Annotated in this window: 20 protein-coding genes; 15 read left to right on the top strand and 5 right to left on the bottom strand. The window is 64.1% G+C overall.

From position 1 onward, the window contains the following. Positions 1–156 precede the first annotated feature (156 nt). Positions 157–1,944, bottom strand: coding sequence for an NAD(P)/FAD-dependent oxidoreductase (locus tag P9236_RS07175; protein WP_278073905.1), 1,788 nt, complete (start codon positions 1,942–1,944; stop codon positions 157–159). Positions 1,945–2,161: 217 nt separating this feature from the next. Continuing rightward, complete coding sequence (locus tag P9236_RS07170) at positions 2,162–3,109, bottom strand: MurR/RpiR family transcriptional regulator (RefSeq protein WP_278073904.1); 948 nt, start codon at positions 3,107–3,109, stop codon at positions 2,162–2,164. Between the two features lie 275 nt (positions 3,110–3,384). Between P9236_RS07170 and P9236_RS07165 the strand changes: the two genes are divergently transcribed. The 5 genes from P9236_RS07165 (at position 3,385) to P9236_RS07145 (ending at position 9,276) form a co-directional block, all read left to right on the top strand. Next, positions 3,385–4,218: an ABC transporter ATP-binding protein gene (locus P9236_RS07165; RefSeq protein WP_278073903.1), complete on the top strand. Its 834-nt coding sequence runs from the start codon at positions 3,385–3,387 to the stop codon at positions 4,216–4,218. Next, positions 4,215–5,063, top strand: coding sequence for an ABC transporter permease (locus tag P9236_RS07160; protein ID WP_278073902.1), 849 nt, complete (start codon positions 4,215–4,217; stop codon positions 5,061–5,063). The genes P9236_RS07165 and P9236_RS07160 overlap by 4 nt, the downstream gene beginning before the upstream one ends. 80 nt (positions 5,064–5,143) lie before the next feature. Continuing rightward, positions 5,144–6,316: an ABC transporter substrate-binding protein gene (locus tag P9236_RS07155; RefSeq protein WP_278073901.1), complete on the top strand. Its 1,173-nt coding sequence runs from the start codon at positions 5,144–5,146 to the stop codon at positions 6,314–6,316. 206 nt (positions 6,317–6,522) lie between these two features. After that, the gene (locus tag P9236_RS07150; protein ID WP_278073900.1) at positions 6,523–7,614 is read left to right on the top strand and encodes a Gfo/Idh/MocA family oxidoreductase; all 1,092 of its coding nucleotides are present in this window, start codon (positions 6,523–6,525) and stop codon (positions 7,612–7,614) included. Between the two features lie 228 nt (positions 7,615–7,842). Continuing rightward, on the top strand, positions 7,843–9,276 hold the full coding sequence (locus tag P9236_RS07145; RefSeq protein ID WP_278073899.1) for an amidase: 1,434 nt from the start codon (positions 7,843–7,845) through the stop codon (positions 9,274–9,276). Here the strand turns inward: P9236_RS07145 and P9236_RS07140 are convergent. Then, a complete protein-coding gene (locus P9236_RS07140) occupies positions 9,273–9,815 on the bottom strand; it encodes a hypothetical protein (protein WP_278073898.1) in 543 nt (180 codons plus the stop codon). The genes P9236_RS07145 and P9236_RS07140 overlap by 4 nt on opposite strands. A gap of 194 nt (positions 9,816–10,009) precedes the next feature. Between P9236_RS07140 and P9236_RS07135 the strand changes: the two genes are divergently transcribed. From P9236_RS07135 to P9236_RS07090, 10 genes are all read left to right on the top strand, one after another. Beyond that, on the top strand, positions 10,010–10,159 hold the full coding sequence (locus P9236_RS07135) for a hypothetical protein (RefSeq protein ID WP_278073897.1): 150 nt from the start codon (positions 10,010–10,012) through the stop codon (positions 10,157–10,159). Between the two features lie 45 nt (positions 10,160–10,204). Next, positions 10,205–10,294: a K(+)-transporting ATPase subunit F gene (locus tag P9236_RS07130; RefSeq protein ID WP_040990279.1), complete on the top strand. Its 90-nt coding sequence runs from the start codon at positions 10,205–10,207 to the stop codon at positions 10,292–10,294. Between the two features lie 23 nt (positions 10,295–10,317). Then, positions 10,318–12,021, top strand: coding sequence for a potassium-transporting ATPase subunit KdpA (gene kdpA / locus P9236_RS07125; protein WP_278073896.1), 1,704 nt, complete (start codon positions 10,318–10,320; stop codon positions 12,019–12,021). Then, complete coding sequence (locus P9236_RS07120; protein ID WP_278073895.1) at positions 12,005–12,259, top strand: hypothetical protein; 255 nt, start codon at positions 12,005–12,007, stop codon at positions 12,257–12,259. The genes kdpA and P9236_RS07120 overlap by 17 nt, the downstream gene beginning before the upstream one ends. Continuing rightward, complete coding sequence (gene kdpB, locus P9236_RS07115) at positions 12,256–14,352, top strand: potassium-transporting ATPase subunit KdpB (RefSeq protein ID WP_278073894.1); 2,097 nt, start codon at positions 12,256–12,258, stop codon at positions 14,350–14,352. Before P9236_RS07120 ends, kdpB begins: the two co-directional genes overlap by 4 nt. Before the next feature lie 12 nt (positions 14,353–14,364). After that, the gene (gene kdpC / locus P9236_RS07110) at positions 14,365–14,928 is read left to right on the top strand and encodes a potassium-transporting ATPase subunit KdpC (RefSeq protein ID WP_278073893.1); all 564 of its coding nucleotides are present in this window, start codon (positions 14,365–14,367) and stop codon (positions 14,926–14,928) included. Between the two features lie 56 nt (positions 14,929–14,984). Further along, positions 14,985–17,708, top strand: coding sequence for a sensor histidine kinase KdpD (locus P9236_RS07105; RefSeq protein ID WP_278073892.1), 2,724 nt, complete (start codon positions 14,985–14,987; stop codon positions 17,706–17,708). Then, on the top strand, positions 17,705–18,397 hold the full coding sequence (locus P9236_RS07100) for a response regulator transcription factor (RefSeq protein ID WP_278073891.1): 693 nt from the start codon (positions 17,705–17,707) through the stop codon (positions 18,395–18,397). The genes P9236_RS07105 and P9236_RS07100 overlap by 4 nt, the downstream gene beginning before the upstream one ends. A 287-nt stretch (positions 18,398–18,684) precedes the next feature. Next, complete coding sequence (locus tag P9236_RS07095; protein WP_278073948.1) at positions 18,685–18,963, top strand: hypothetical protein; 279 nt, start codon at positions 18,685–18,687, stop codon at positions 18,961–18,963. Positions 18,964–19,111: 148 nt separating this feature from the next. After that, entirely contained in the window at positions 19,112–19,579 is a 468-nt protein-coding gene (locus tag P9236_RS07090; RefSeq protein WP_278073890.1) for an NUDIX hydrolase, read from the top strand. A gap of 10 nt (positions 19,580–19,589) precedes the next feature. Here the strand turns inward: P9236_RS07090 and P9236_RS07085 are convergent, their stop codons facing one another. Continuing rightward, positions 19,590–20,429 carry a citryl-CoA lyase gene (locus tag P9236_RS07085; protein WP_278073889.1) on the bottom strand — a complete coding sequence of 280 codons (840 nt, stop codon included), beginning with the start codon at positions 20,427–20,429 and terminating at the stop codon, positions 19,590–19,592. Further along, entirely contained in the window at positions 20,426–21,610 is a 1,185-nt protein-coding gene (locus P9236_RS07080; RefSeq protein WP_278073888.1) for a CoA transferase, read from the bottom strand. The genes P9236_RS07085 and P9236_RS07080 overlap by 4 nt, the downstream gene beginning before the upstream one ends.

Genomic DNA, 21,610 nt, shown 5'->3' with positions numbered 1-21,610 from the left:
CGAATGGCTACCCCACTCCGTCGCTGCTTCGCAGCGCCACCTCTTCCCCCTCCAGAGGGAGAGGAAGGGAGCCAGCCGAATAAGTTCGCGCCTTTCCTCTCTTCCCGTCGATCGGGGAGAGGTGTCGAGCGAAGTTCGACGGAGTGGGGGTCGACCTTACCCAGCATTACTCGGCTCGCCGTAAACCGGCGTGGCGATCCCCTCCAACCTCGCCTTGATCTGCATTGCCACGAACTTCGAATAGAAGCGCGACAGCGCGAGGTTGCCGCCGTGAAACCACAGCGCCTCCTGCGCCGTCGGCTTCCACATGTTGCGCAATTCGCCTTGCCATGGGCCGGGGTCGCCCTTGACGCCGGAGCCCAGGCCCCAGCACGGGCCGACCTTGTCGGCGACCTCGCGCGAGACGATCGCCGCCACCGTCTCGTTCATCGACTGGTAGCCGGTGCAGCAGACGATCGCGTCGACGGCGAGCTCGCTGCCGTCCTCGAACAGGATGCCGCTCGGCGACAGCGCCTTGATGCCGATCCCGCTCTTCACCGCGATCTCGCCGTTCAGGATCAGCTCGCAGGCTCCGACATCGATGTAGTAGCCCGAGCCGGTGCGGTAGGCCTTCATCAAAAGACCGGTCTCGTCCTCGCCGAAGTCGATCGCAAAGCCACTGGCGCTCAGCCGCTTGTAGAAATCCGCGTCGCGCTCGCGGATAACGTCATAGAGCGCCCGCTGGCCTTTCGGCACCAGGGCGAACGGCGTCGAGGCGACGATCATGTCGGCCTTGTCGGTGGTGATGCCGCGCGCCAGCGCCTTTTCAGAAAAGATCTCGAAGCCGACATCCATCAGCGTGTCGGACTTCACCACCGTCGTCGGCGAGCGCTGCACCATGGTGACCTTGGCGCCCGCCTCCCAGAGGTCGACGCTGACATCGTGGCCCGAGCTTGCCGCACCGATCACCGCGACGCGCTTGCCGCGGAATTTCTCGCCGGTCGAATACTGGCTGGAATGCAGCAGCTCGCCCTTGAAGCTGTCCACGCCGGGCAGCTCTATCCGACGCGGCGGCCCGTAGGCGCCGGTGGCGAAGACGATGTGCCTGGGCCTCAGTGTGATGCGCTGGCCGACACGGTCGACCACCACTGTCCAGACCTTTTCGGCCTCGTAATAGGCAGCGCTGATGCATTTGGTGGCGACCCAGTAGTTCAGCTCCATGACGCGGACATACATTTCCAGCCAGTCGCCCATCTTGTCCTTGGGCGTGAACACCGGCCAGTTTTCCGGGAATGGAATATAGGGCAGATGGTCGTACCAGACCGGATCGTGCAGCACGAGCGAACGGTAGCGGTTGCGCCAGGAATCGCCGGCGCGCGCGTTCTTCTCGACGATGAGCGTCGGCACGCCGAGCTGCCGCAGCCGGGCGCCCAGCATGATGCCGCCCTGGCCGCCGCCGATCACCAGGCAATAGGGCTGCTCGTGCACGCCGAGGTCGCGCGCCTCGCGCGCTCTTTTCTCGGCCCAGGTCTCGCGTTCGGGATCGGCCTTATGGCGGATACCGAGCGGCCGGGCCGGCCCCTTCTGCTCCTCGAAGCCCTTGAGCTCGCTCATCGCCGTGAACAGCGTCCGGCAGCGGCCGTCCTTGAGCCGAAGGATGCCCTCGCCTCGCGCCACAGCCGTCTCGAAGCTGAACCAAGCCTCGATGATGCCGTCGTCGACGCTGGCTTCGCCGGACAGGCGCCAGTGCGACGGCCGCGCCGATGGCAGCGTGGCCTCGAGCATCTCGCGGACCGCCGCCTGGCCCTCCATGGTCTTGATGTTCCATGTGAAGGTGAGCAGATCGCGCCAGTAGCAATCCTCAACGAAGAGGTTCGTCGCCGCCTCGATGTCGCCGACTTCGAGCGCCCGGCCGAACGAGCCGAGCCAGGTCGCCGCCTGTTGCGATGGTGCGATATCGAGCATTCTTCTTCGTTCCCTTTTCAGTTCGAATTCTTATCGAAGCCGGCGCGGCCGCCTTTTCCTTCTCCCCTTGTGGGAGAAGGTGGATCGGCGCGATAGCGCCGAGACGGATGAGGGGTGTTCCAGCGGAATGAGACGCTGGCGTTCCCTGGAACACCCCTCATCCGACCTCGCTTCGCGAGGCCACCTTCTCCCACAAGGGGAGAAGGAAGAAACTGCCTCAATCCCCGAGCGGCTCCATCTCCTTGCCCGTTCGGTGGATCTGGGCGTTGTACTTGATCCGGCGCACCGTCTCGCGCGCCGGGCCGTCGAGCTTGTAGGCCGACGCCACCGCCAGCAGATCGATCGCCGCCAGGAAGGCGTAGCGCGAAGCGGTCGGCTTCAGCGTGTCGGGATATTCGGGAACCGCCATCGTCAGCCGCACGTCGCAGACCCGCGTCAGTTCCGTGTCCGGTGCCGTCACGCAGATCGCGTCGGCGCGATAATGTTTGGCAAGCTCCACCGCCTCGATCACCTCCCGTGTGCGCCCGGTCGCCGAAATCGCGATCACCACATCGCCGGGCTTCAGCGTCGAAGCCGTCATGCGCATCAGATACGGGTCGCACTGCGCGCTGATCGTTATGCCATAGCGGAACAGGCGGTATTGCGTTTCCTGCGCCAGCGCCGACGAGCTGCCGCCGAGGCCGAACACCGTCACCTGCCTTGCCTTGGCGATCAGTTCCGCTGCCTTCTGCAGCTGCCCCGGATCGATCTGCCGCTCGGCCTCCTGCAGCGCGCGCCGCGCTTCGCCGAACACGGCGTTCCAGAACGGCATGCCGCTGTCGCTGTTCGAAGGTTGCGGCTTGGTGCTGAGATAGAGCGCGCCGACGACCAGGCTCTGCGCCAGCTTCAGCTTGAAGTCGCGCACGCCCTCGCAGCCGATGGCGCGACAGAAGCGGGTGACCGTCGGCTCGCTGACCTGCGCGCGCTGCGCGAGCGCTGCATTGGACGCATCGACCGCGTATTTGACATCGTCGAGCACGACATCGGCGACGCGGCGCTCGGCCGGCCGCAAATCCGCGTAGCTGTCCTTCACCTGCGAAATGATGTCCGGGAAGCGTCTGACATGGTCGTGCCGGTCGCCGTCCTCATCGGGAATTCGCAGCACCTGGCTGTCAGCTTCGGTCATTGGCCAGTCCTTCCCTGCCCGTTTCTGGACCCACCATATTTGCGATTATCCGCCCGCTGGCCATAGGCAATCAACTGAAGCGAGTATGTAGGAAAGTAACACACACCGCAAGGGGATCAAAAAATAGCGAGAAATCAGACTCTTAGATAGGAACTGATTGAACCTGATTGCGTCAGCTCTTTGTCGTCGCTTGACAGTAAAGTAGGATAGTTACAAACTGATTTCGCGGACGGATGGGCCTTTGGCAACGCATCGCGCAGTCTCCGAGGGGGAGCATGAATACGGGCAGCGCAAGAACGCCGAAGCTCGGCGTGCAGGCAGCGAGCAAGGTCTACAGCACGGCCTCCGGCGATCTCCTCGCCTTGGACCGCTGCAGCCTCGATGTGCACGCCAATGAGATCGTCTCCATCGTCGGCCCTTCCGGTTGCGGCAAGACCACGCTTTTGTGGTCGATGTCGGGCCTGCACCGGCTGACCAGCGGCTCGATCCTGCTCGACGGCAAGGAGATCACCGGCCCACGACCCGAGATCGGCATCGTCTTCCAGGAAGCGAACCTGCTGCCCTGGCGCAACCTCGACGCCAACATCAACTTCCCCTTCGAGATCAAGGGCGAGAAGCCCGACCGGGCCTGGATCGCGCATCTCTTGAACCGCGTCGGGCTCGACGGCTTTGGCGGCAAGTTCCCGCGCGAGCTTTCCGGCGGCATGCAGCAGCGCGCGGCGATAGTGCGCGCCCTGGCGCTGAAGCCTTCCGTGCTTCTGATGGACGAGCCCTTCGGCGCGCTCGACAGCTTCACTCGCGAGGAGATGAACCGCCTCGTCGAGGAGATCTGGCTCGACACCAAGACGACGATCGTGTTCGTCACTCACAGCATCGAGGAAGCGATCTTCCTCTCCGATCGGGTCGTGGTGTTGACCACGCGGCCAGGCCGCGTCGCCAAGGTCTATGACGTGCCGTTTCCGCGGCCGCGCTCGCTGGAGATCATGGCGACCAAGGAGGTCTTCGACCTCACCAACCGCATCAAGATGGACATCGTCGGCGAGCGCCGGCCGAAGGGATCGGAGCAGCAGGGACAAAAAACCGCTGAAATCGTGAGGATCAGGCCGTGAGCGGGGGCGACGCCATTCCGGAATTCTCGAAGAGCAAGGGCGGCGACGGCCAGGACGTCAGCCTCACCAATCTTTCCGCCTTCGCCAGCGGCCCCGGCGTCAAGTCCGGCGCCGAGGTGGCGGCGATCCTCGTAGTCGCCGTGGTGATCATCGGCGGTATCGAGCTGGCGCTCCGCATCTTCCACGTGCCGCAATACATCATGCCGCCGCCAAGCGCGATCGTTTACGCGCTGTTCGATGAGTTCCCGCTGATCGCGCCGCATCTCGGCTACACGCTGGTCGAGCTGGTGTCGGGCTTTGCCATCGGTGCCATCGTCGGGCTGGTGATGGCGGCGGTGATCACACAGTTCCCCTTCGCGGAAAAGATCGTCGCGCCTTACATCCTCATCCTCGTCACCACGCCGATGCTGGCGCTGGTGCCGCTGCTCATCCTGCGCTTCGGCTTCGGCTATGCGCCGCGCATCATCGCCGTGGCGCTGGCCGCCGGCCCGATGGTGATGATCAACGCCGCTACCGGCTTTCGCCGCGTCGACAGCGCCAAGATCGCGCTCGCCCGCTCCTACGGCGCGAGCACCTTGCAGATATTCTGGAAGATCCGCGCGCCGATGGCGCTGCCGATGATCCTGGTCGGCCTGATGATCGGCGCGATCTTCGGGCTCTTGACCGCCGTCGGCGCCGAGATGGTCGGCGGCGGCTTCGGCCTCGGCAACCGGCTCACCTCCTATTCGTCGATGATCCAGATGCCGCAATTCTTCGCAGTGGTGCTGATCCTGTCGATCCTCGGCATCCTGATCTACGTGCTGTTCTTCCTGATCGGCAAGAAATGGGCGAGCTGGGAGACCTGAGCATCGGCTCATGAACGCCCGGGAGGCGGGCGAAGGCAAGGCAAGCGATCGACAGAGGGCAATCAACAAAGGGGAATGCCATGACCAATGAAAATCCGATCCATTCCACGGCTGCTGCGGGCATCAGCCGCCGCTACTTCCTGCAGGTGACGGCGGCCGGCGTCGTGACCGCCACCGCGCTCGGCGCATCAGGCTTGAAAGCCAAGGCGGCGGCCTATGAAAAATTCACCTGGATCTCGCCGCGCGGCACGCTGGAAGTGCTGGACGACTATCCCTACTGGTCGGCCAAGAAGGCCGGCTATTTCGGCGACCTCAATACCGACATGCAGCCTGGTCCGTCGGACGGCACGGCGACGGTGAAGTTCGTCGATGTCGGACAGGCCGACATGGGCTTCCCCTCGCCCGGCGTCTTCTCCTTCGCCATCCAGAACGGCATGAAGCTGAAGTCCGTGTTCCACATGGGCGCGCGCGACACCTTCAGCCTCGCCTTCCGCAAGGGCCAGGGCACCAAGAACCTCAAGGATCTCGAAGGCAAGACCATCCTGCTCGGCTCCGCCGCCTGGCAGGCGATCGTCGATCCGCTGCTTGCGGCCCAAGGCGTCGACATCAAGAAGGTGAAATATGTCGAGGCCGGCTGGCCGACCTGGGGTACGGCACTTGCCGGCGGCCAGGGCGACGCCGCACTCTCCTGGGAGGGGCTGCGGGCCGAATGGATCGCCAAGGGCCTTGACTTCGAATATTGGCTGGGCGTGCAGAACTCGAAGCTGCCGGCCAACACCTTCGTGGTGCGCGCCGCCGACCTCGAGGATGCCGACAAGAAAGCCTTCCTGGAGAAGTACCTGCGCGGCTGGGCGATGGGCCTCGAATTCGGCTACCAGAACCCGCGCGCGGCCGTCGAGGCCGTGTTCGAGCAGTTCCCGACCTTGGCCAAGAACCTCGGGCCGGAGCTCGGCACCACCTCGATCCTGCAGCAAATCAATGTCTTCCGCGGCGACATGGACAAGCGCGGCGGCTGGGGCTCGCATGACATGGCGAGCTGGCAGGGCTTCTTCGACGAGATCCTGAAGATCGGCCAGATCACCGCGCCGGTGAAGGCCGAGGACGTCTGCACGAACGACCTGATCCCGGCCGCCAATGATTTCGACAAGGCCAAGGTCAAGGCCGATGCCGACGGCGTGAAACTGTCGGACGGCTTTGCCGCGCTCGACATCGAAAAGATCAAGGCGCACCTGTTCGATTCGGCGGTGAAGTAGGGCTGCAATTGTTGAGGTAAGCGCTGCAACGCCGGCGATTGGCGAAACCCTCGGCGAAGGGCTCTTTCTCTCCGTCACTATACGGGGAGAAATGCCCGGCAGGGCAATGAGGGGCAGCGCCAACCTGAGGCGATTGCCCGGACAGGCACATGGGCGGCGGCCGTACATCGCCACCCACAGTTCAATCGATAATCTGGGAGGCTGACATGGCCGACAAAGTAAGAATCCTGGTGATTGGCCTGGGCAATATGGGCGCCTCGCATGCCAGCGCCTATCACCGCTCGGACGGCTTCGAGATCGTCGGCATCATGAGCCGCACCATCAAGAGCAACAGGAAGATCCCAAAGGAACTTGCCGGCTATCCGCTCTATGAGGATTTCGACCTGGCGCTGAAGGAAACCAAGCCGGACGCGGTCTCGATCAACAGCTGGCCGAATACGCATGCCGAATATGCGCTGAAGGCGATCGCCGCCAACTGCCATGTGTTCATGGAAAAGCCTCTCGCCACCAACATCGCGGACGCCGAGAAGGTGGTGGCCGCGGCGCGTGCCAAGAACCGCAAGCTGGTGCTGGGCTACATCCTGCGCGTCCACCCGTCCTGGATCAAATTCATCGAGGTCGGCAAGACGCTCGGCAGGCCGCTGGTGATGCGCCTCAACCTCAACCAGCAGAGCAGCGGCACTGCCTGGCATTGGCACAAGAACCTGATCGACTCGCTGATCCCGATCGTCGATTGCGGCGTGCACTATGTCGACGTCATGTGCCAGCTCACCGGCGCCAAGCCGGTGCGCGTGCACGGCATCGGCGCGAAACTCTGGGCCGAGGCCGACAAGCAGAATTACGGCCACCTGCATGTCACCTTCGATGACGGCTCGGTCGGCTGGTACGAGGCGGGCTGGGGACCGATGATGAGCGAGACGGCCTATTTCGTGAAGGACGTGGTCGGCCCGAAGGGTGCCGTCTCGATCGTCGCCGGCCAGTCGGGAAGCAGCGCCAAGGAAGCCGAGGAGGTATCGGATTCCGCCGACATCGACCGCCATACCAAGACCGATGCGCTGAAGATCCACTATGCGCAGGTCGACGGCGACAAGAATTTTTCGAAGCCCGACGAGATCGTCAGCATGGAGGACGAGCCTGGCCATCAGGAGCTTTGCGACCGCGAGCAGGCCTTCTTCCTGCGCGCCATCCGCGAGGAGCTCGACCTGACCGAGCAGATGGATGCGGCCGTCAACAGCCTGCGCATCGTGCTCGCCGCCGAGCAGAGCATCGCGGAGAAGCGCACCGTCGAGCTAGTTTGAGGAGGTGCGCAGTCTGTCGCTTCGGCCAATCGCAACGGTTGGCGCTGCCCCTCATCCGCCTGCCGGGGACGGGGAGAAGGGCGATGGCCGTAACGCTGGCGACCCCCTCTCCCCGTCCTTCACGGGGAGAGGGTAAGGGTGAGGGGCAGCGCCAGCCATTGCGATTGCCGAAGCGATAGCTCGGTCGCCCTACGAGACTCCGGGAGGGCGCAGCATCGGGAGGGACACATGATCACCGAAAACCTGCTCGAAACCTACACCAATTCCGATGCGCTGGCGCTCGCCGGCCTGGTGAAACGCGGCGAGGTTTCGCCGAGCGAGCTGGTCGAAGCGGCCGTCACCACGATCGAGCGCCTGAACCCTGAACTGAACGCTGTCGTCCATCGCCTCTACGACATGGCGCGCGCCCAGGCGGCGACGGTGGACAGGAACGCGCCTTTCGCCGGCGTGCCTTATCTGCTCAAGGAGCTCGCTTCGTCCTGGAAGGGCGCGCCTCTCACCAATTCCTGCTTCTACCTGAAGGACTTCGTCGCCGATTCCGACAGCGAGGTGGTGCGCCGCATCAAAGCGGCGGGCCTGGTGCTCGTCGGCAAGTCCAACGCACCCGAGAACGGCTGGTCGATCACCACCGAGCCGAAGCTATACGGCACGACGAAGAACCCCTGGAGGGAAGGCATCACGCCGGGCGGATCGAGCGGCGGTGCTGCGGCCGCGGTCGCCTCGCGCATGGTGCCGATCGCCGAAGCCAGCGACGGCGCCGGCTCGATCCGCGTGCCTGCCTCGTGCTGTGGCATCGTCGGGCTGAAGCCGTCGCGCGGCCGCGTCAGCCTCGCGCCCTTCGGCGATTATTGGTATGGTGGCGCCTATTTCCTATGCTTATCGCGCACGGTGCGCGACACGGCCGCCTATCTCGATGCCGTGGCCGGCGCGCTGCCGGGAGATGCCTACACGCCGCCGGTTCCGGCGGACAGCTGGCTCAGCCTTTCCGCGCGAACGCCGAAGAAGCTGTGCATCGGCTTTACCGTCACGCCGCCCGATGGCACCGCCATCGATGCGGAGGTCAAGGCGACGGTGCTTGCGGCGGTGGCCGCGCTTCAGCGCCTCGGCCATGATGTCGAGGAGCACGACATGCCGCTCGATGCCGATGCCGCCTGGAAAACGTACACGGACATGACCAACGTCCAGACGGCCGCCACCTTCGGCTTTCTCGAAACGCTGGTCGGCCGTCCGGTGACACCGCACGACGTAGAGCCGGTGACCTGGGCAGTGATCTCGCGCGGCCGCACGACCAGCGGCATCAAGCATGTTTCCGATGTCGAGCAGCTGAGGCTGATCGGCCGCGACATCGTCACCGACCTCAACTCCTACGACATCTTCGTCACCCCGACGCTGACTGAGCTGCCGCGCCCCTTCGGCTATTACGACATGTCGGAGACCGATCTCGACCGCTACAACGCCAAATGGGGCGACGCGGTCTTCAACTTTCCCTTCAACATCTCCGGCCTGCCGGCGATCTCGCTGCCGCTTGGACAGTCCGCCGGCGGCGCGCCGATCGGCGTTCAGCTCGTCGGCCGCTATGGCGACGAGGCGACGGTGCTCGCGCTGTCATCGCAGCTGGAAGAGGCCATGCCTTGGAAGGATCGGCGGCCGAAATCCAGCTAACCACGCCGGCCTGAAGGCAACCGGTCCGCCAGTTGCGCTCTCTGCCGAGTCAACGCCTCAAGCCGATAAGCATTCAGGGCTTCGACCATCTGCTCAGTCGATAACGGCCACCTGCCGGGCAGCAAGACTTTAGTGCCGAGTCTTTTACTGGTCAGTGCAAGAGGCGAAGCGCCTTTTGCATCGTCCCGAAAATTGTAGCCAATAGCATCGCTGCCTCTGGGCAAACGGTAGACCAAAAAACTGTCTATATCCCCCCAGAGAACTTGCTGTGGCGTGCGAACAAATCCACCCTGCAATGTGAATCCATCGCTGTCCAAAAGCAGGAGTGGCGGACGGACTAACCACCAGAAAAACACGAGCGCGGTTGACCCAAACAAAATCACCGAACCCCATCCAACGAAGGCATCATCACGCATCGTTGCTCCACCATAAACGAAAGCAAGGCTCGTAAGGAGATAGACCGCAACTTTGCCTCGCGACCCTCTTATGGTCTTCGATTCGATAGGTTCGGTGACCATAGCATTTTCGGGGGCAGACATGTCCGTCGTCTTTCAAAATACTTGAGCTTCACAGATATGAAGCACAAAGGCGGCTGACAACTTCTGAATGGCCTTGCATTCGACCCGATGACGGTCGATCCACCAAACCCCTATAAAATTCCTATATCTTTCCCACCCGCCTCGTCTCGAACCTTTATGGCGATCGGGTCCATATTTTCCTTCGAAAGAACGCTTTGATCGCCGTCATCGCCAAGGTGATGCGCGGTCGCGTGCAGTTTTTAGCCTGTCCAAGCGGGCTGCAAACACAAATGGAAAGCAAGGAACGCCTGAAATGGACCTTATTATTCTCGGGATCGGGATTTTATTTTTTGCCCTGTCCTTAGCCTACGTCAAAGCCTGCGACAGAATCTGAGCGGAGCGGTCGGATCATGCTTCTTGATTACATACTTGGCGGCGCGGTGACCTTGTTCCTGCTTGCCTATCTCACCTACGCGCTCATTCGCCCAGAACGCTTCTGATTGGCGCAAGGAAGGGTCACATCATGACACTCAATGGCTGGATACAGATCCTCCTCTATTGCGGGATCCTGCTTTTGCTCGTGAAGCCGCTCGGCGGCTACATGCACCGCGTCTTCAGCGGTGACCGAACCTTGCTGTCTTCGATGCTCGTCCCGATCGAGCGCGGCCTCTATCGGCTCGCCGGAACGAGCGAGAAGGAAGAGCAGCACTGGGCCGTCTACGCGACAGGCATGCTGCTCTTCAATCTTGCCGGCTTGCTTGTTCTCTATGCGCTGCAGCGGCTGCAGGGTGTTCTGCCCTACAATCCCGCGGGGATGACGGCGGTCGACCCTCAACTCGCCTTCAACACCGCCGCGAGCTTTGTCACCAACACCAATTGGCAGAACTACGGCGGCGAAAGCACGATGTCTTACCTCGTGCAGATGGCCGGCCTCACCGTCCAAAACTTCGTCTCGGCTGCTACCGGTATCGCCATCGCAATCGCCCTGATCCGCGGCTTTGCCCGCGCTTCCGGCAAGTCGATCGGCAATTTCTGGGTCGATCTCACCCGCTGCACGCTCTACGTTCTCTTGCCTCTCTGCATCCCGCTCACCCTCGTCTATGTCTGGCTCGGCGTGCCGCAGACGCTTGGGCCTTATGTGGACGCGACCACGCTGGAAGGCGCCAAGCAGACCATCGCGCTCGGCCCGGTCGCCTCGCAGATCGCCATCAAGATGCTGGGCACCAATGGCGGCGGCTTCTTCAATGCCAATGCCGCGCACCCGTTCGAGAATCCGGACGCGATCTCCAACCTGATCCAGATGCTGACAATCTTCGCGCTGGGCGCTGGTCTCACCAACGTCTTCGGCCGCATGGTCGGCAACCAGCGCCAGGGCTGGGCGATCCTGTCCTCGATGGGCGTACTGTTCGTCGCCGGCGTCGCCGTCTGCTACTGGGCCGAGGCCGCCGGCAATCCGCTGGTTCATGCGCTTGGCATCGACGGCGGCAACATGGAGGGCAAGGAGACGCGCTTCGGCATTGCGCTCTCGGCCTTGTTCGCGGTCATCACCACCTCCGCCTCCTGCGGCGCCGTCAACGCCATGCATGATAGTTTCACCGCGCTCGGCGGCATGATCCCGCTCATCAACATGCAGCTCGGCGAGGTCATTGTCGGGGGCGTCGGCGCCGGCTTCTACGGCATCCTGATGTTCGTCGTCGTCGCCGTCTTCGTCGCGGGATTGATGGTCGGCCGCACGCCGGAGTATCTCGGCAAGAAGATCGAGGCCAAGGAGGTCAAGATGGCGATGCTAGCCATCTTGTGCCTGCCGCTGGCGATGCTGATCTTCACGGCCATCGCCGTGGTCCTGCCGAGCGCCGTGGCCTCGATGGCCAATGCCGGCCCGCACGGCTTCTCCGAGGTGCTCTATGCCTACACGTCGTCGGCCGCGAACAACGGCTCGGCCTTCGGCGGACTCACCGGCAACACGCCCTGGTACAATCTCACCGGCGCCATCGGCATGCTTATGGGCCGCTTCCTGGTCATCATCCCGGCTCTCGCCATCGCCGGCTCGCTGGCCGCGAAGAAGACCGTGCCCGCTTCGGCCGGCACCTTCCCGACCGACGGCACGCTGTTCGTCGGCCTGCTGGTCGGCGTCATCATCATCGTCGGCGGCCTCACCTTCTTCCCGTCGCTCGCGGTCGGGCCGATCGTCGAGCACCTGGCGATGATCCATGGACAGACTTTCTGAGATGACCATGCCCTGGTTCAACCACATACGTCGGCACGACCGTCATCAACCCGATGATGGGACACCCGATGACGGAGGGGGTGAGAGGCCTCGTCCTTTCCCGACGCTCTCCACCTTCCTCGGCATGGCAGCGGTGCTGTTCGTGCTGTGGCTGCTGGCTTCCGGTCTTCCGCGCCTGTTCCCGAAGACCGAACACCCGGCGCCGTCCAACATCACCGATACTGGAGCCTCGAAATGAGCCAGTCCAAATCCGCGAGCATTCTGGATGCCCGCATTCTGGTGCCCGCCATCGGCGGCGCCTTCCGCAAGCTCGATCCACGCACGCTGGTCAAGAACCCGGTGATGTTCGTCGTCGCCGTCGTCTCGGCGCTCACCACCGTTCTGTTCGTCAAGGATCTCATCACCGGCGGCGGCGATCTCGGCTTCACGCTGCAGATCATCATCTGGCTGTGGTTCACGGTGCTGTTCGCCAACTTCGCCGAGGCCGTCGCCGAAGGCCGCGGCAAGGCTCAGGCCGACTCGCTGCGCAAGGCGCGCACCGAGACCCAGGCCAAGCTGCTCGTCAACGGCGAGGATCGCGGCAAGTTCAAGCTGGTGCCCGGCACAAGCCTGAAGGTCGGCGACATCGTGCTGGTCGAAGCCGGCGACATCATCCCTTCGGACGGCGAGGTGATCGAAGGCGTGGCTTCCGTCAACGAGGCGGCAATCACCGGCGAATCTGCGCCCGTCATCCGCGAATCCGGCGGCGACCGTTCGGCCGTCACCGGCGGCACGCAGGTGCTGTCCGACTGGATCCGCGTGCGTATCAGCGCCGCCTCCGGTCACACCTTCCTCGATCGCATGATCTCGCTGGTCGAGGGCGCGGAGCGCCAGAAGACCCCGAACGAGATCGCGCTCAACATCCTTCTCGTCGGCATGACGCTGATTTTCGTGCTGGCGACCGCGACCATTCCGAGCTTCGCTTCCTATTCCGGCGGCTATATCCCGGTGACGATCCTCGTAGCCTTGTTCGTGACGCTGATCCCGACCACGATCGGCGCGCTGCTCTCGGCCATCGGCATCGCCGGCATGGACCGCCTGGTGCGCTTCAACGTGCTCGCCATGTCCGGCCGCGCCGTCGAGGCCGCCGGCGACGTCGACACCCTGCTCTTGGACAAGACCGGCACCATCACGCTCGGCAATCGCCAGGCGACCGAGTTCCGTCCGGTCAAGGGCGTCACCGAGCAGGAGCTGGCCGATGCCGCCCAGCTTGCTTCGCTCGCTGACGAAACGCCGGAAGGCCGCTCGATCGTCGTGCTCGCCAAGGAGAAATACGGCATCCGTGCCCGCGACATGGCGACCTTGCATGCGGCCTTCGTGCCCTTCACCGCGCAGACCCGCATGAGCGGCGTCGATATCGACGGCTCGTCCGTACGCAAGGGCGCGGTCGACGCGGTGCTGGCTCACGTCAACCAGGCAACCGTCGCCGCTCACGGCACGCGTCCCACCGGCGAGACGATCCGCGACCTGCAGGCCATAGCCGACGAGATCGGAAAGGCCGGCGGCACGCCGCTGGCGGTCGAGCGTGACGGCCGCCTGCTCGGCGTCGTTCATCTCAAGGACATCGTCAAGGGCGGCATCCGCGAGCGTTTCGCGGAGCTGCGCAAGATGGGCATCCGCACGGTGATGATCACCGGCGACAATCCGCTGACGGCAGCGGCTATCGCGGCCGAAGCCGGCGTCGACGACTTCCTTGCCCAGGCGACGCCGGAGAACAAGCTGTCGCTGATCCGCGAGGAACAGGCCAAGGGCAAGCTGGTCGCCATGTGCGGCGACGGCACCAACGACGCGCCGGCGCTCGCTCAGGCCGACGTCGGCGTCGCCATGAACACCGGCACGGTCGCCGCGCGAGAAGCCGGCAACATGGTCGACCTCGACAGCGACCCGACCAAGCTGATCGAGATCGTCGAGATCGGCAAGGCGCTGCTGATGACGCGCGGCTCGCTGACGACCTTCTCGATCGCCAACGACGTGGCGAAGTATTTCGCCATCATCCCGGCGATGTTCGCGGTCTTCTACGTCGCGCCCGGCCAGTCCGCCGGTCCGCTGCAGGCGCTCAACATCATGCATCTGGCGACGCCGCAAAGCGCCATCCTGTCGGCCATCATCTTCAACGCACTGATCATCATCGCGCTGATCCCGCTGTCGCTGAAGGGCGTCAAGTACCAGGCCATCGGCGCCGGCGCGCTGCTTACCCGCAACCTGCTCGTCTACGGCCTCGGCGGCATCGTCGTGCCGTTCGTCGGCATCAAGGCGATCGACCTGATCGTCACCGCCCTCGGCCTCGCTTAAGGATCTGTTCCGATGTTCAAGCAACTCAGACCCGCTTTTGTCATGATCGTCTTCTTCACGGTGCTTACCGGCCTCGTCTACCCGATCGGCATGACCGGCATCGCCCAGGCACTGTTTCCCAGCCAGGCCAATGGCAGCTTGATCACGAAGGGCGGCAAGGTCATCGGCTCCGAACTGATCGGCCAGGCCTTCGCCAGCGACCGTTATTTCCACGGCCGGCCGTCGGCCGCCGGGGACGGCTACAACGCCGCCGCCTCCAGCGGCTCGAATCTTGGACCGACCAATGCGAAGCTGATCGAGCGCATCAAGAGCGACGCCGACAAGTTGAAGGCCGAGAACCCGAGCGCGCCGGTGCCGATGGACCTCGTCACCACCTCGGGCAGCGGTCTCGACCCAGACATCAGCCCCGAAGCCGCCTATTTCCAGGTGCCGCGGATTGCCAAGGCCAGAGGCATCGACGAAGCCAAGGTGAAGTCGCTCGTCGGCAGCCATGTCGAGGATCGCGAGCTTGGCTTCATGGGCGAGCCGGTGGTCAACGTGCTGGCGCTCAATCTCGCGCTTGACGACCTGAAATAATCAGCACCCGCGCCGGGGATCGACACGACCCCCGGCGCAATTCATGATTGGACTTGATGCCGGACAACAGGACAAACCCCGAGAACAGACCATCTCCCGACGCGCTGCTCGAGCACGCCGAGCGGGAGGGTCGCGGCCGTCTGCGGATATTCCTCGGCGCCGCGCCCGGCGTCGGCAAGACCTACGAGATGCTGATGGCGGGCCGCGCCCGCCGGGCCGACGGCATCGACGTCGTGATCGGCGTCGTCGAAACGCACGGCCGCAAGGAGACCCAGGCGCTGGTCGACGGCTATGAGGTGGTCCCGCGCCACCAGGTCGAATACCGCGGCCATGTCCTCGAGGAGATGGATATCGACGCCATCCTGAAACGGCGCCCGGCGCTGGTTCTGGTCGACGAGCTCGCTCACACCAACGCGCCCGGCAGCCGCCACCCCAAGCGCTACCTCGACGTGCAGGAGATCCTGTCGCAGGGTATCGACGTCTACACCACGCTCAACATCCAGCATGTCGAAAGCCTGAACGATGTCGTGGCACAGATCACCCGCGTCCGGGTGCGTGAAACCGTTCCCGATTCCATCATCGACGAGGCCGACGACATCGAGGTCATCGACCTCACCCCCAACGACCTGATCCAGCGGCTGCATGAAGGCAAGGTCTATTTCCCTCAAACCGCGCAGCGTGCGATCGAGAACTATTTTTCGCCGGGCAATCTGACGGCGCTTCGCGAGCTGGCGTTGCGACGCACCGCCCAGCGCGTCGACGAGCAGCTCCTCAACCACATGCAGTCGCACGCCATTCCGGGGCCATGGGCTGCCGGCGAACGGGTTCTCGTCTGCGTCGACTCGCGTCCCGGCGGCGCCGCCCGCATCCGCTACGCGCGCCGGCTTGCCGATCGGCTCCGCGCGCCCTGGACGGCGCTGCATGTCGACACGCCTCGCCTGGCCGGCATGTCCGAGGAGGATAAGGACCGGCTGGCGACGAACCTGCGCCTTGCCGAGCAGCTCGGCGCCGAGGTGGCGACCATCCCGGGCCAGAACGTCGCCCAAGACATCGTGCGCCACGCGACGGCGAACAACTTCACTCATATCGTCATCGGCCGGCCGACCCGCTCGCGCTGGCGGGAACTGATCGAGGGCTCGCTCACCTATGATCTGATCCGCAATGCCGGCGACATCAGCGTGCATGTCATTTCGGGCACCGAGCGCGACGCGGGGACGCCTTCGACAAGGGTGAAAGCGGCCGCCGAGCAGAAGCCTTTCCAGATCTGGCCCTATTTGTTCTCCACGGCCTATGTAGCCGGTGCACTGGCCGTCAGCTCGGTTCTCGACCAGTTTTTCGATGTTCGCAATCTGGCAAGCGTCCTGCTCCTGGCCGTGCTGACGTCGGCGGTGACCTTTGGGCTCTGGCCAGCGCTTTATGCTTGTTTCCTGAGTGCCCTTGCCTTCAACTTCTTCTTCCTCGAGCCGCGCTACACGCTGACGATCAGGGACCCGGAGAGCATCGTCGCCTTTGCCGCCTTCCTCGTGGTCGCCGTCATAGCCAGCAATCTGACGGCGCGCGTGCAGCGCCAGGCGGTCGCCGCCCGCTCGCGTGCACGGGCAACCGAGGACATCTATTCCTTCTCCAAGAAGCTCGCCGGCGCCGGCACGCTCGATGACGTGCTGTGGGCCACCGCCTTCCAGATCGCCTCGATGCTGAAAGTGCGCGTGGTGCTGCTTCTGCCGGAAAACGGCACGATCACGGTCAAGGCCGGCTACCCGCCGGACGACACGCTGGCCGAGGCCGACATCGCGGCGGCCCGCTGGGCCTGGGAACACGACCGCCCGGCCGGCCGCGGCGCCGGCACGCTGCCCGGCGCAAAGCGTCTCTACCTCCCTTTGCGGACTGGGCGCACGGCGGTCGGCGTCGTTGGCCTCGACAACGACAGGCAAGGCCCGTTGCTGACGTCCGAGCAGCAGCGTCTTCTCGACGCGCTCGCCGATCAGGCGGCGGTCGCTATCGAGCGCATCCAGCTTGTCGCCGATGTCGACCGCGCCAGGCTGGCGGCGGAAGCAGACCGGCTGCGCACAGCGCTGCTCACCTCGATCTCGCATGACCTGAAGACGCCGCTGGCTGCCATCATGGGTGCCGCCGGCACGCTGCGGGAATATGCGGCCGCCCTTCCCGAAAAGGACCGCGCGGACCTTCTGTCGACTGTGGTCGACGAATCGGAGCGGCTGAACCGCTTCATCGCCAACCTGCTCGACATGACCAAGATCGAGTCGGGCGCCATGGAGCCAAACTACGCCTTCCATTATGTCGGCGACATCGTCGGCTCGGCGCTCGATCGGGCCCGCAAGATCACCGGCGAGCACCGGATCGACACCGACATTCCGCCGGACCTGCCGATGCTGCGCCTCGATCCTGTCCTGTTCGAGCAGGTGCTGTTCAATCTTCTCGACAATGCCGCGAAATATGCGCCGCCAGGCTCGGCCATCCGCCTGCAAGGCTGGCTCGACAACGGGTCCGTCATCCTGCAGATCATGGACGAGGGACCGGGCATTCCGGTCGACGACCTCGAGCGCATCTTCGACACCTTCTACCGCGTGCGCAAGCGCGACCAGGTCCGCGCCGGCACGGGTCTCGGCCTGTCGATCAGCCGCGGCTTCATCGAGGCCATGGGCGGCGCGATCTCGGCGGCGAACCGTACCGACCGGCCGGGCGCGATCTTCACCATCCGCATGCCGGTTCCGGAGGAAATTCCGGACCTGGCCGTCGCCAAGACGGATGACGCCGCATGACCAGCCAGAACGTCAGCATCCTGGTCGTCGACGACGAGCCGCCGATCCGCAAATTGCTTCGGGTCGGCCTCGGCAGCCAGGGCTATACGGTCTCCGAGGCGCCGAATGCCAAGGCCGCAATCGAGCTCATTGAGACGGAACGGCCCGACCTGATCCTGCTCGACCTCGGTCTGCCCGGCATGACCGGCCTCGAGCTTCTCGGCAAATGGCGTAACGACGGCATGGACGTTCCGGTCGTCATCCTTTCGAGCCGCACCGACGAGGCCGGCATCGTCTCGGCGCTCGAGCTCGGTGCCGACGACTACGTGACAAAGCCCTTTGGCATGAATGAGCTGGTCGCCCGCATCCGCGTGGCGCTGCGCCACAAATTCCAGCAGCAGGGCGAGAAGCCGGTATTCCAGACCGGAGACCTGTCGGTCGACCTGGTGAAACGCATCGTCAAGGTCGAAGGCAAGGAAGTGAAGCTTTCGCCCAAGGAATACGACATTCTGCGCATGCTCGTGCAGTATGCCGGCAAGGTGCTCACCCATCAATTCCTGATGAAGCAGATCTGGAACGATTCGACCGACGTGCAGTATCTGAGGGTCTATGTCCGCCAGTTGAGGCAGAAGATCGAGAAGACGCCGGACCAGCCGCGCTACATCATCACCGAGACCGGCGTCGGCTATCGCTTGCGTGAGGTCGACTAAGAGCAATTCCAGGAAAAGTGGAAACGATTTTCCGTCCGGAATTGCGTGAAAACAAAGAGATAGAGCGGGTTACCGTTTCCGTGAAACGGTGAACCGCTCTAGCTGACGCAAGCCGTGGCGGTTGGGCCGAAGCAGCCGGCCGGATTTTCTTTGGCAGGACATTCGGTCAACCGACCGCGTACACAAGCCTGAACCATGGTACATCCGGACAAATCCCCTATATTATGGGGAGGTTTCGTTTTTCATGCGGGAAGGAAGCAATGTTGCATCCTCGCTTTTTGGCGATCATGACCTCGGTGGCCCTGGTGTCTGCTACCCTTTGGGGTGTGGCTTCAAACGCCTCGGCTCAGGTCGTCATCCCGACGAACCGCGACGCGCTGATCCAGCAGAACGAACTGCAAACACTCCGGAACCAGCTGCAGCGGCAGCAGTTCCAGCAACAGCAGCAGCTATACCGTGAACAGGATCGGCAGATTGCGCCGAAGCCTCGCCCTGAAGTGCCGATCGTCAAGCAGAATTGCCAGTCCCAGGTAATTGGCACCACGATTTCGCGGGTCTGCCGCTGACATTCCGGCTTTTTCGGTTTATTTAGCCGACTTACTTGCTGGCAAAAAGCCGGATTGCAAGGACGATGGTTTTGGGGTTTGCAGGGGCAAGGCTTTTGCCGTGCGCGCATGACGCGCGGGGCGGATGCTGCTCTCATCGGATTTTGGGATGGCAACAGCCAAGAAGAAAGCAGTACGCAAAGCAAAGAAAGGAGCGCGGATCCGCCAGGTGGCGGCCATCCCCTTTCGTCTGCGCGAAGACGGCACCATCGAGGTGCTGGTGGTCACCTCACGCACGACCAGGCGCTTCATCGTCCCCAAGGGATGGCCCATGAAGGGCAAGAGCGGGCGCAAAGCGGCTGCGATCGAAGCCCAGGAAGAGGCCGGCGTGCTGGGCAAGGCGCTGAAGCAGCCCGCGGGCACCTATTCCTACTGGAAACGCATGGCCAACGGTTTCATTCGCGTCGACGTGGCCGTCTATCTGCTCGAAGTCACCGAGGAGATGACCGACTGGCGGGAGGCCGCGAACCGACAGCGGGCCTGGCTGCCGCCTGCCGATGCCGCCTTGCTCATCGACGAGCCGGAGCTTTCGACGCTGCTCAGGGACTTGACGATCCCCGCAACCGTTCCGGCCTGACAGGATTTCTTTACTCGGCGTCGCCAGGGAAAGGCCGTACCGGCATGCCGGTATAGGCCCATAGCCATTCCTTGGGCAGCGGCCCCTTGTTGCGGTCGCTCTCCTGCGACTGCTCCCAGGCATGCGCCAGGATGCCGACCGAGCGCGACAGCACGAAGAGACCGCGCGTCAGTGGCGGCGGGAAGCCGAGCTCGCCATAGATGACGGCGGTGGCGCCGTCGATGTTGAGCGGGATCGTCTTGCCCTTGCGTGTTGCAACCTCCGCCTCGATCGCCTCGGCAATGCCGGCGAAGCGCCCGCTGACGCTGCCGCGCGCGGCAAACGCGCGCGTCAGCTCCATGAGGCGGGGCACCCGCGGATCGATTGGATGGAAGCGATGGCCGAGGCCGGGCACATAGCCTTTCTCCTCGGCAAAGAAACGATCGAGCCGCGCCGACACCGCTTCCGCAAGGCTTGCGCCGCCATCCATCGCGGCGGCAATGTCGCCATATAAGGCGAGCGCCTGCTCGCCGGCGCCGCCGTGCACGTCGCCCAGCACGTTGATGGCGGAGGCCATGGCGTTGTTGATGCCGACACCGCAGGTGGCGGCCATGCGCGCGATCGCGATCGAGGGCGCCTGCGGGCCGTGATCGACGGCAGCTCCCAACGCGATGCCGAGCAGCGCCGCCTGCTCCTCGCTCGGCAATTCGCCGCGCAGCATCAGCCAGATCATCGCCGGAAAGCTGACTCGGCCGATCAGGTCCTGGATCTCGTAGCCGCGCAGCCGGATCACGCCGGGATGCATCTCGATGATGCCGGTCTGCCACCATTCCTCGCCACGCTCGCGGCCGGTCTTCTTCTCCGCGCTCATGCTCGCGCCCTTTTTTTGTCGCGCGCCGGCAACGCGGCGAACACCTCGTCCAGATGCTCGCCGAGCCGCGGTGGCGGCCGGGCGGGCGCCGGCGCCGCGCCGTCGACCATGAAGCCGCCGCGCACCACCGTCAGCGGCTTCTCCATGCCGGATACATGCTGGAAGCGGGTCGCCATGCCGCGCTCCGTCACCTGGCGCTCCTCCAGCACTTGCGGAATCGTCAGCACACGTCCCGCCGGCACGCCGGCCCGGTTGAGCTTTTCTTCCCAGATCGCGGCCGAGCCGCCGGCAAGCGCTTCCTCGATCAACGCCTTCAGCGCTGCCCGGTTCTCCTTGCGTGTCTCGCGTTCGGCGAAGCGCGGATCCGACGCCAGCTCAGGGCGTCCGATCAGCCCGCAAAGGGTGACGAACTGCTCCTGCTTGTTGGCGGCGATGTTGAGCAGCCCTTCGCCGGTGTGGAAAGCTCCCGAGGGCGCGGCCGTCATGTTCTCGTTGCCCATCGGCCGCGGCTCGACGCCGGCCGTCAGATAATTCGACACCGGCCAGCCCAGCGCCGACAGCGTGCATTCGAGCATCGAGACGTCGAGGAAGGCGCCCTCGCCGCTCGTCTTCTGCCTGACAAGCGCCGCGGCGATCGCAAAGGCTCCGACCAGCCCGCCAAGCGTGTCGGCGACGGGATAGCCGACGCGCAACGGCGCGGTCTCCGGCGTGCCGGTTATGCTCATGATCCCCGACAGCCCCTGGATGATCTGGTCATAGGCAGGGTTGCCGCGCATCGGTCCGGTCTGGCCGAACCCGGATATCGCGCAATAGACGAGGCTCGGCCGGACTTCCTTCAGCCTCTCGTGCCCGAGGCCGAGCCGGTCCATCACGCCGGGTCGGAAATTCTCGACCAGCGCGTCGGAGGTGGCGACGAGATCGAGGAAGCGGTCGCGGTCTTCCACCTTCTTCAGGTCGAGCACGACCGATCGTTTGCCCGCATTCTGCGCCAGGAAGGATGCGCCCATCCCTGCCTGGTTGAGTTCCGGCGAGGCGCCGAGCTGGCGCGCGAGATCGCCGCCCGGCGGCGCCTCGACCTTGATGACGTCGGCGCCGAGCAGCGCCAGCTGGTAGGCGCAGTAAGGGCCTGCGAGCACATTTGTGAGGTCGAGGACGCGGATGCCGGAAAGCAGGTCTGTCAT

Origin of the sequence: Mesorhizobium sp. WSM4884 (assembly GCF_029625675.1) — a bacterium.
Classification (GTDB): domain Bacteria; phylum Pseudomonadota; class Alphaproteobacteria; order Rhizobiales; family Rhizobiaceae; genus Mesorhizobium.
The sequence above is the reverse complement of the archived record's forward strand: the minus strand, read 5'-3'. Positions and strand labels throughout refer to the sequence as shown.

Coding starts and splice junctions, on each gene's coding strand:
- P9236_RS07155 (WP_278073901.1), top strand. CDS start 5,144: ATGACCAATGAAAATCCGATCCATTCCACGGCTGCTGCGGGCATCAGC.
- P9236_RS07090 (WP_278073890.1), top strand. CDS start 19,112: ATGGCAACAGCCAAGAAGAAAGCAGTACGCAAAGCAAAGAAAGGAGCG.
- P9236_RS07170 (WP_278073904.1), bottom strand. CDS start 3,109: ATGACCGAAGCTGACAGCCAGGTGCTGCGAATTCCCGATGAGGACGGC.
- P9236_RS07130 (WP_040990279.1), top strand. CDS start 10,205: ATGCTTCTTGATTACATACTTGGCGGCGCGGTGACCTTGTTCCTGCTT.
- kdpB (WP_278073894.1), top strand. CDS start 12,256: ATGAGCCAGTCCAAATCCGCGAGCATTCTGGATGCCCGCATTCTGGTG.
- P9236_RS07175 (WP_278073905.1), bottom strand. CDS start 1,944: ATGCTCGATATCGCACCATCGCAACAGGCGGCGACCTGGCTCGGCTCG.
- P9236_RS07165 (WP_278073903.1), top strand. CDS start 3,385: ATGAATACGGGCAGCGCAAGAACGCCGAAGCTCGGCGTGCAGGCAGCG.
- P9236_RS07145 (WP_278073899.1), top strand. CDS start 7,843: ATGATCACCGAAAACCTGCTCGAAACCTACACCAATTCCGATGCGCTG.
- P9236_RS07140 (WP_278073898.1), bottom strand. CDS start 9,815: ATGTCTGCCCCCGAAAATGCTATGGTCACCGAACCTATCGAATCGAAG.
- P9236_RS07120 (WP_278073895.1), top strand. CDS start 12,005: ATGGACAGACTTTCTGAGATGACCATGCCCTGGTTCAACCACATACGT.
- kdpA (WP_278073896.1), top strand. CDS start 10,318: ATGACACTCAATGGCTGGATACAGATCCTCCTCTATTGCGGGATCCTG.
- P9236_RS07100 (WP_278073891.1), top strand. CDS start 17,705: ATGACCAGCCAGAACGTCAGCATCCTGGTCGTCGACGACGAGCCGCCG.
- P9236_RS07080 (WP_278073888.1), bottom strand. CDS start 21,610: ATGACAGACCTGCTTTCCGGCATCCGCGTCCTCGACCTCACAAATGTG.
- kdpC (WP_278073893.1), top strand. CDS start 14,365: ATGTTCAAGCAACTCAGACCCGCTTTTGTCATGATCGTCTTCTTCACG.
- P9236_RS07085 (WP_278073889.1), bottom strand. CDS start 20,429: ATGAGCGCGGAGAAGAAGACCGGCCGCGAGCGTGGCGAGGAATGGTGG.
- P9236_RS07105 (WP_278073892.1), top strand. CDS start 14,985: ATGCCGGACAACAGGACAAACCCCGAGAACAGACCATCTCCCGACGCG.
- P9236_RS07150 (WP_278073900.1), top strand. CDS start 6,523: ATGGCCGACAAAGTAAGAATCCTGGTGATTGGCCTGGGCAATATGGGC.
- P9236_RS07095 (WP_278073948.1), top strand. CDS start 18,685: ATGACCTCGGTGGCCCTGGTGTCTGCTACCCTTTGGGGTGTGGCTTCA.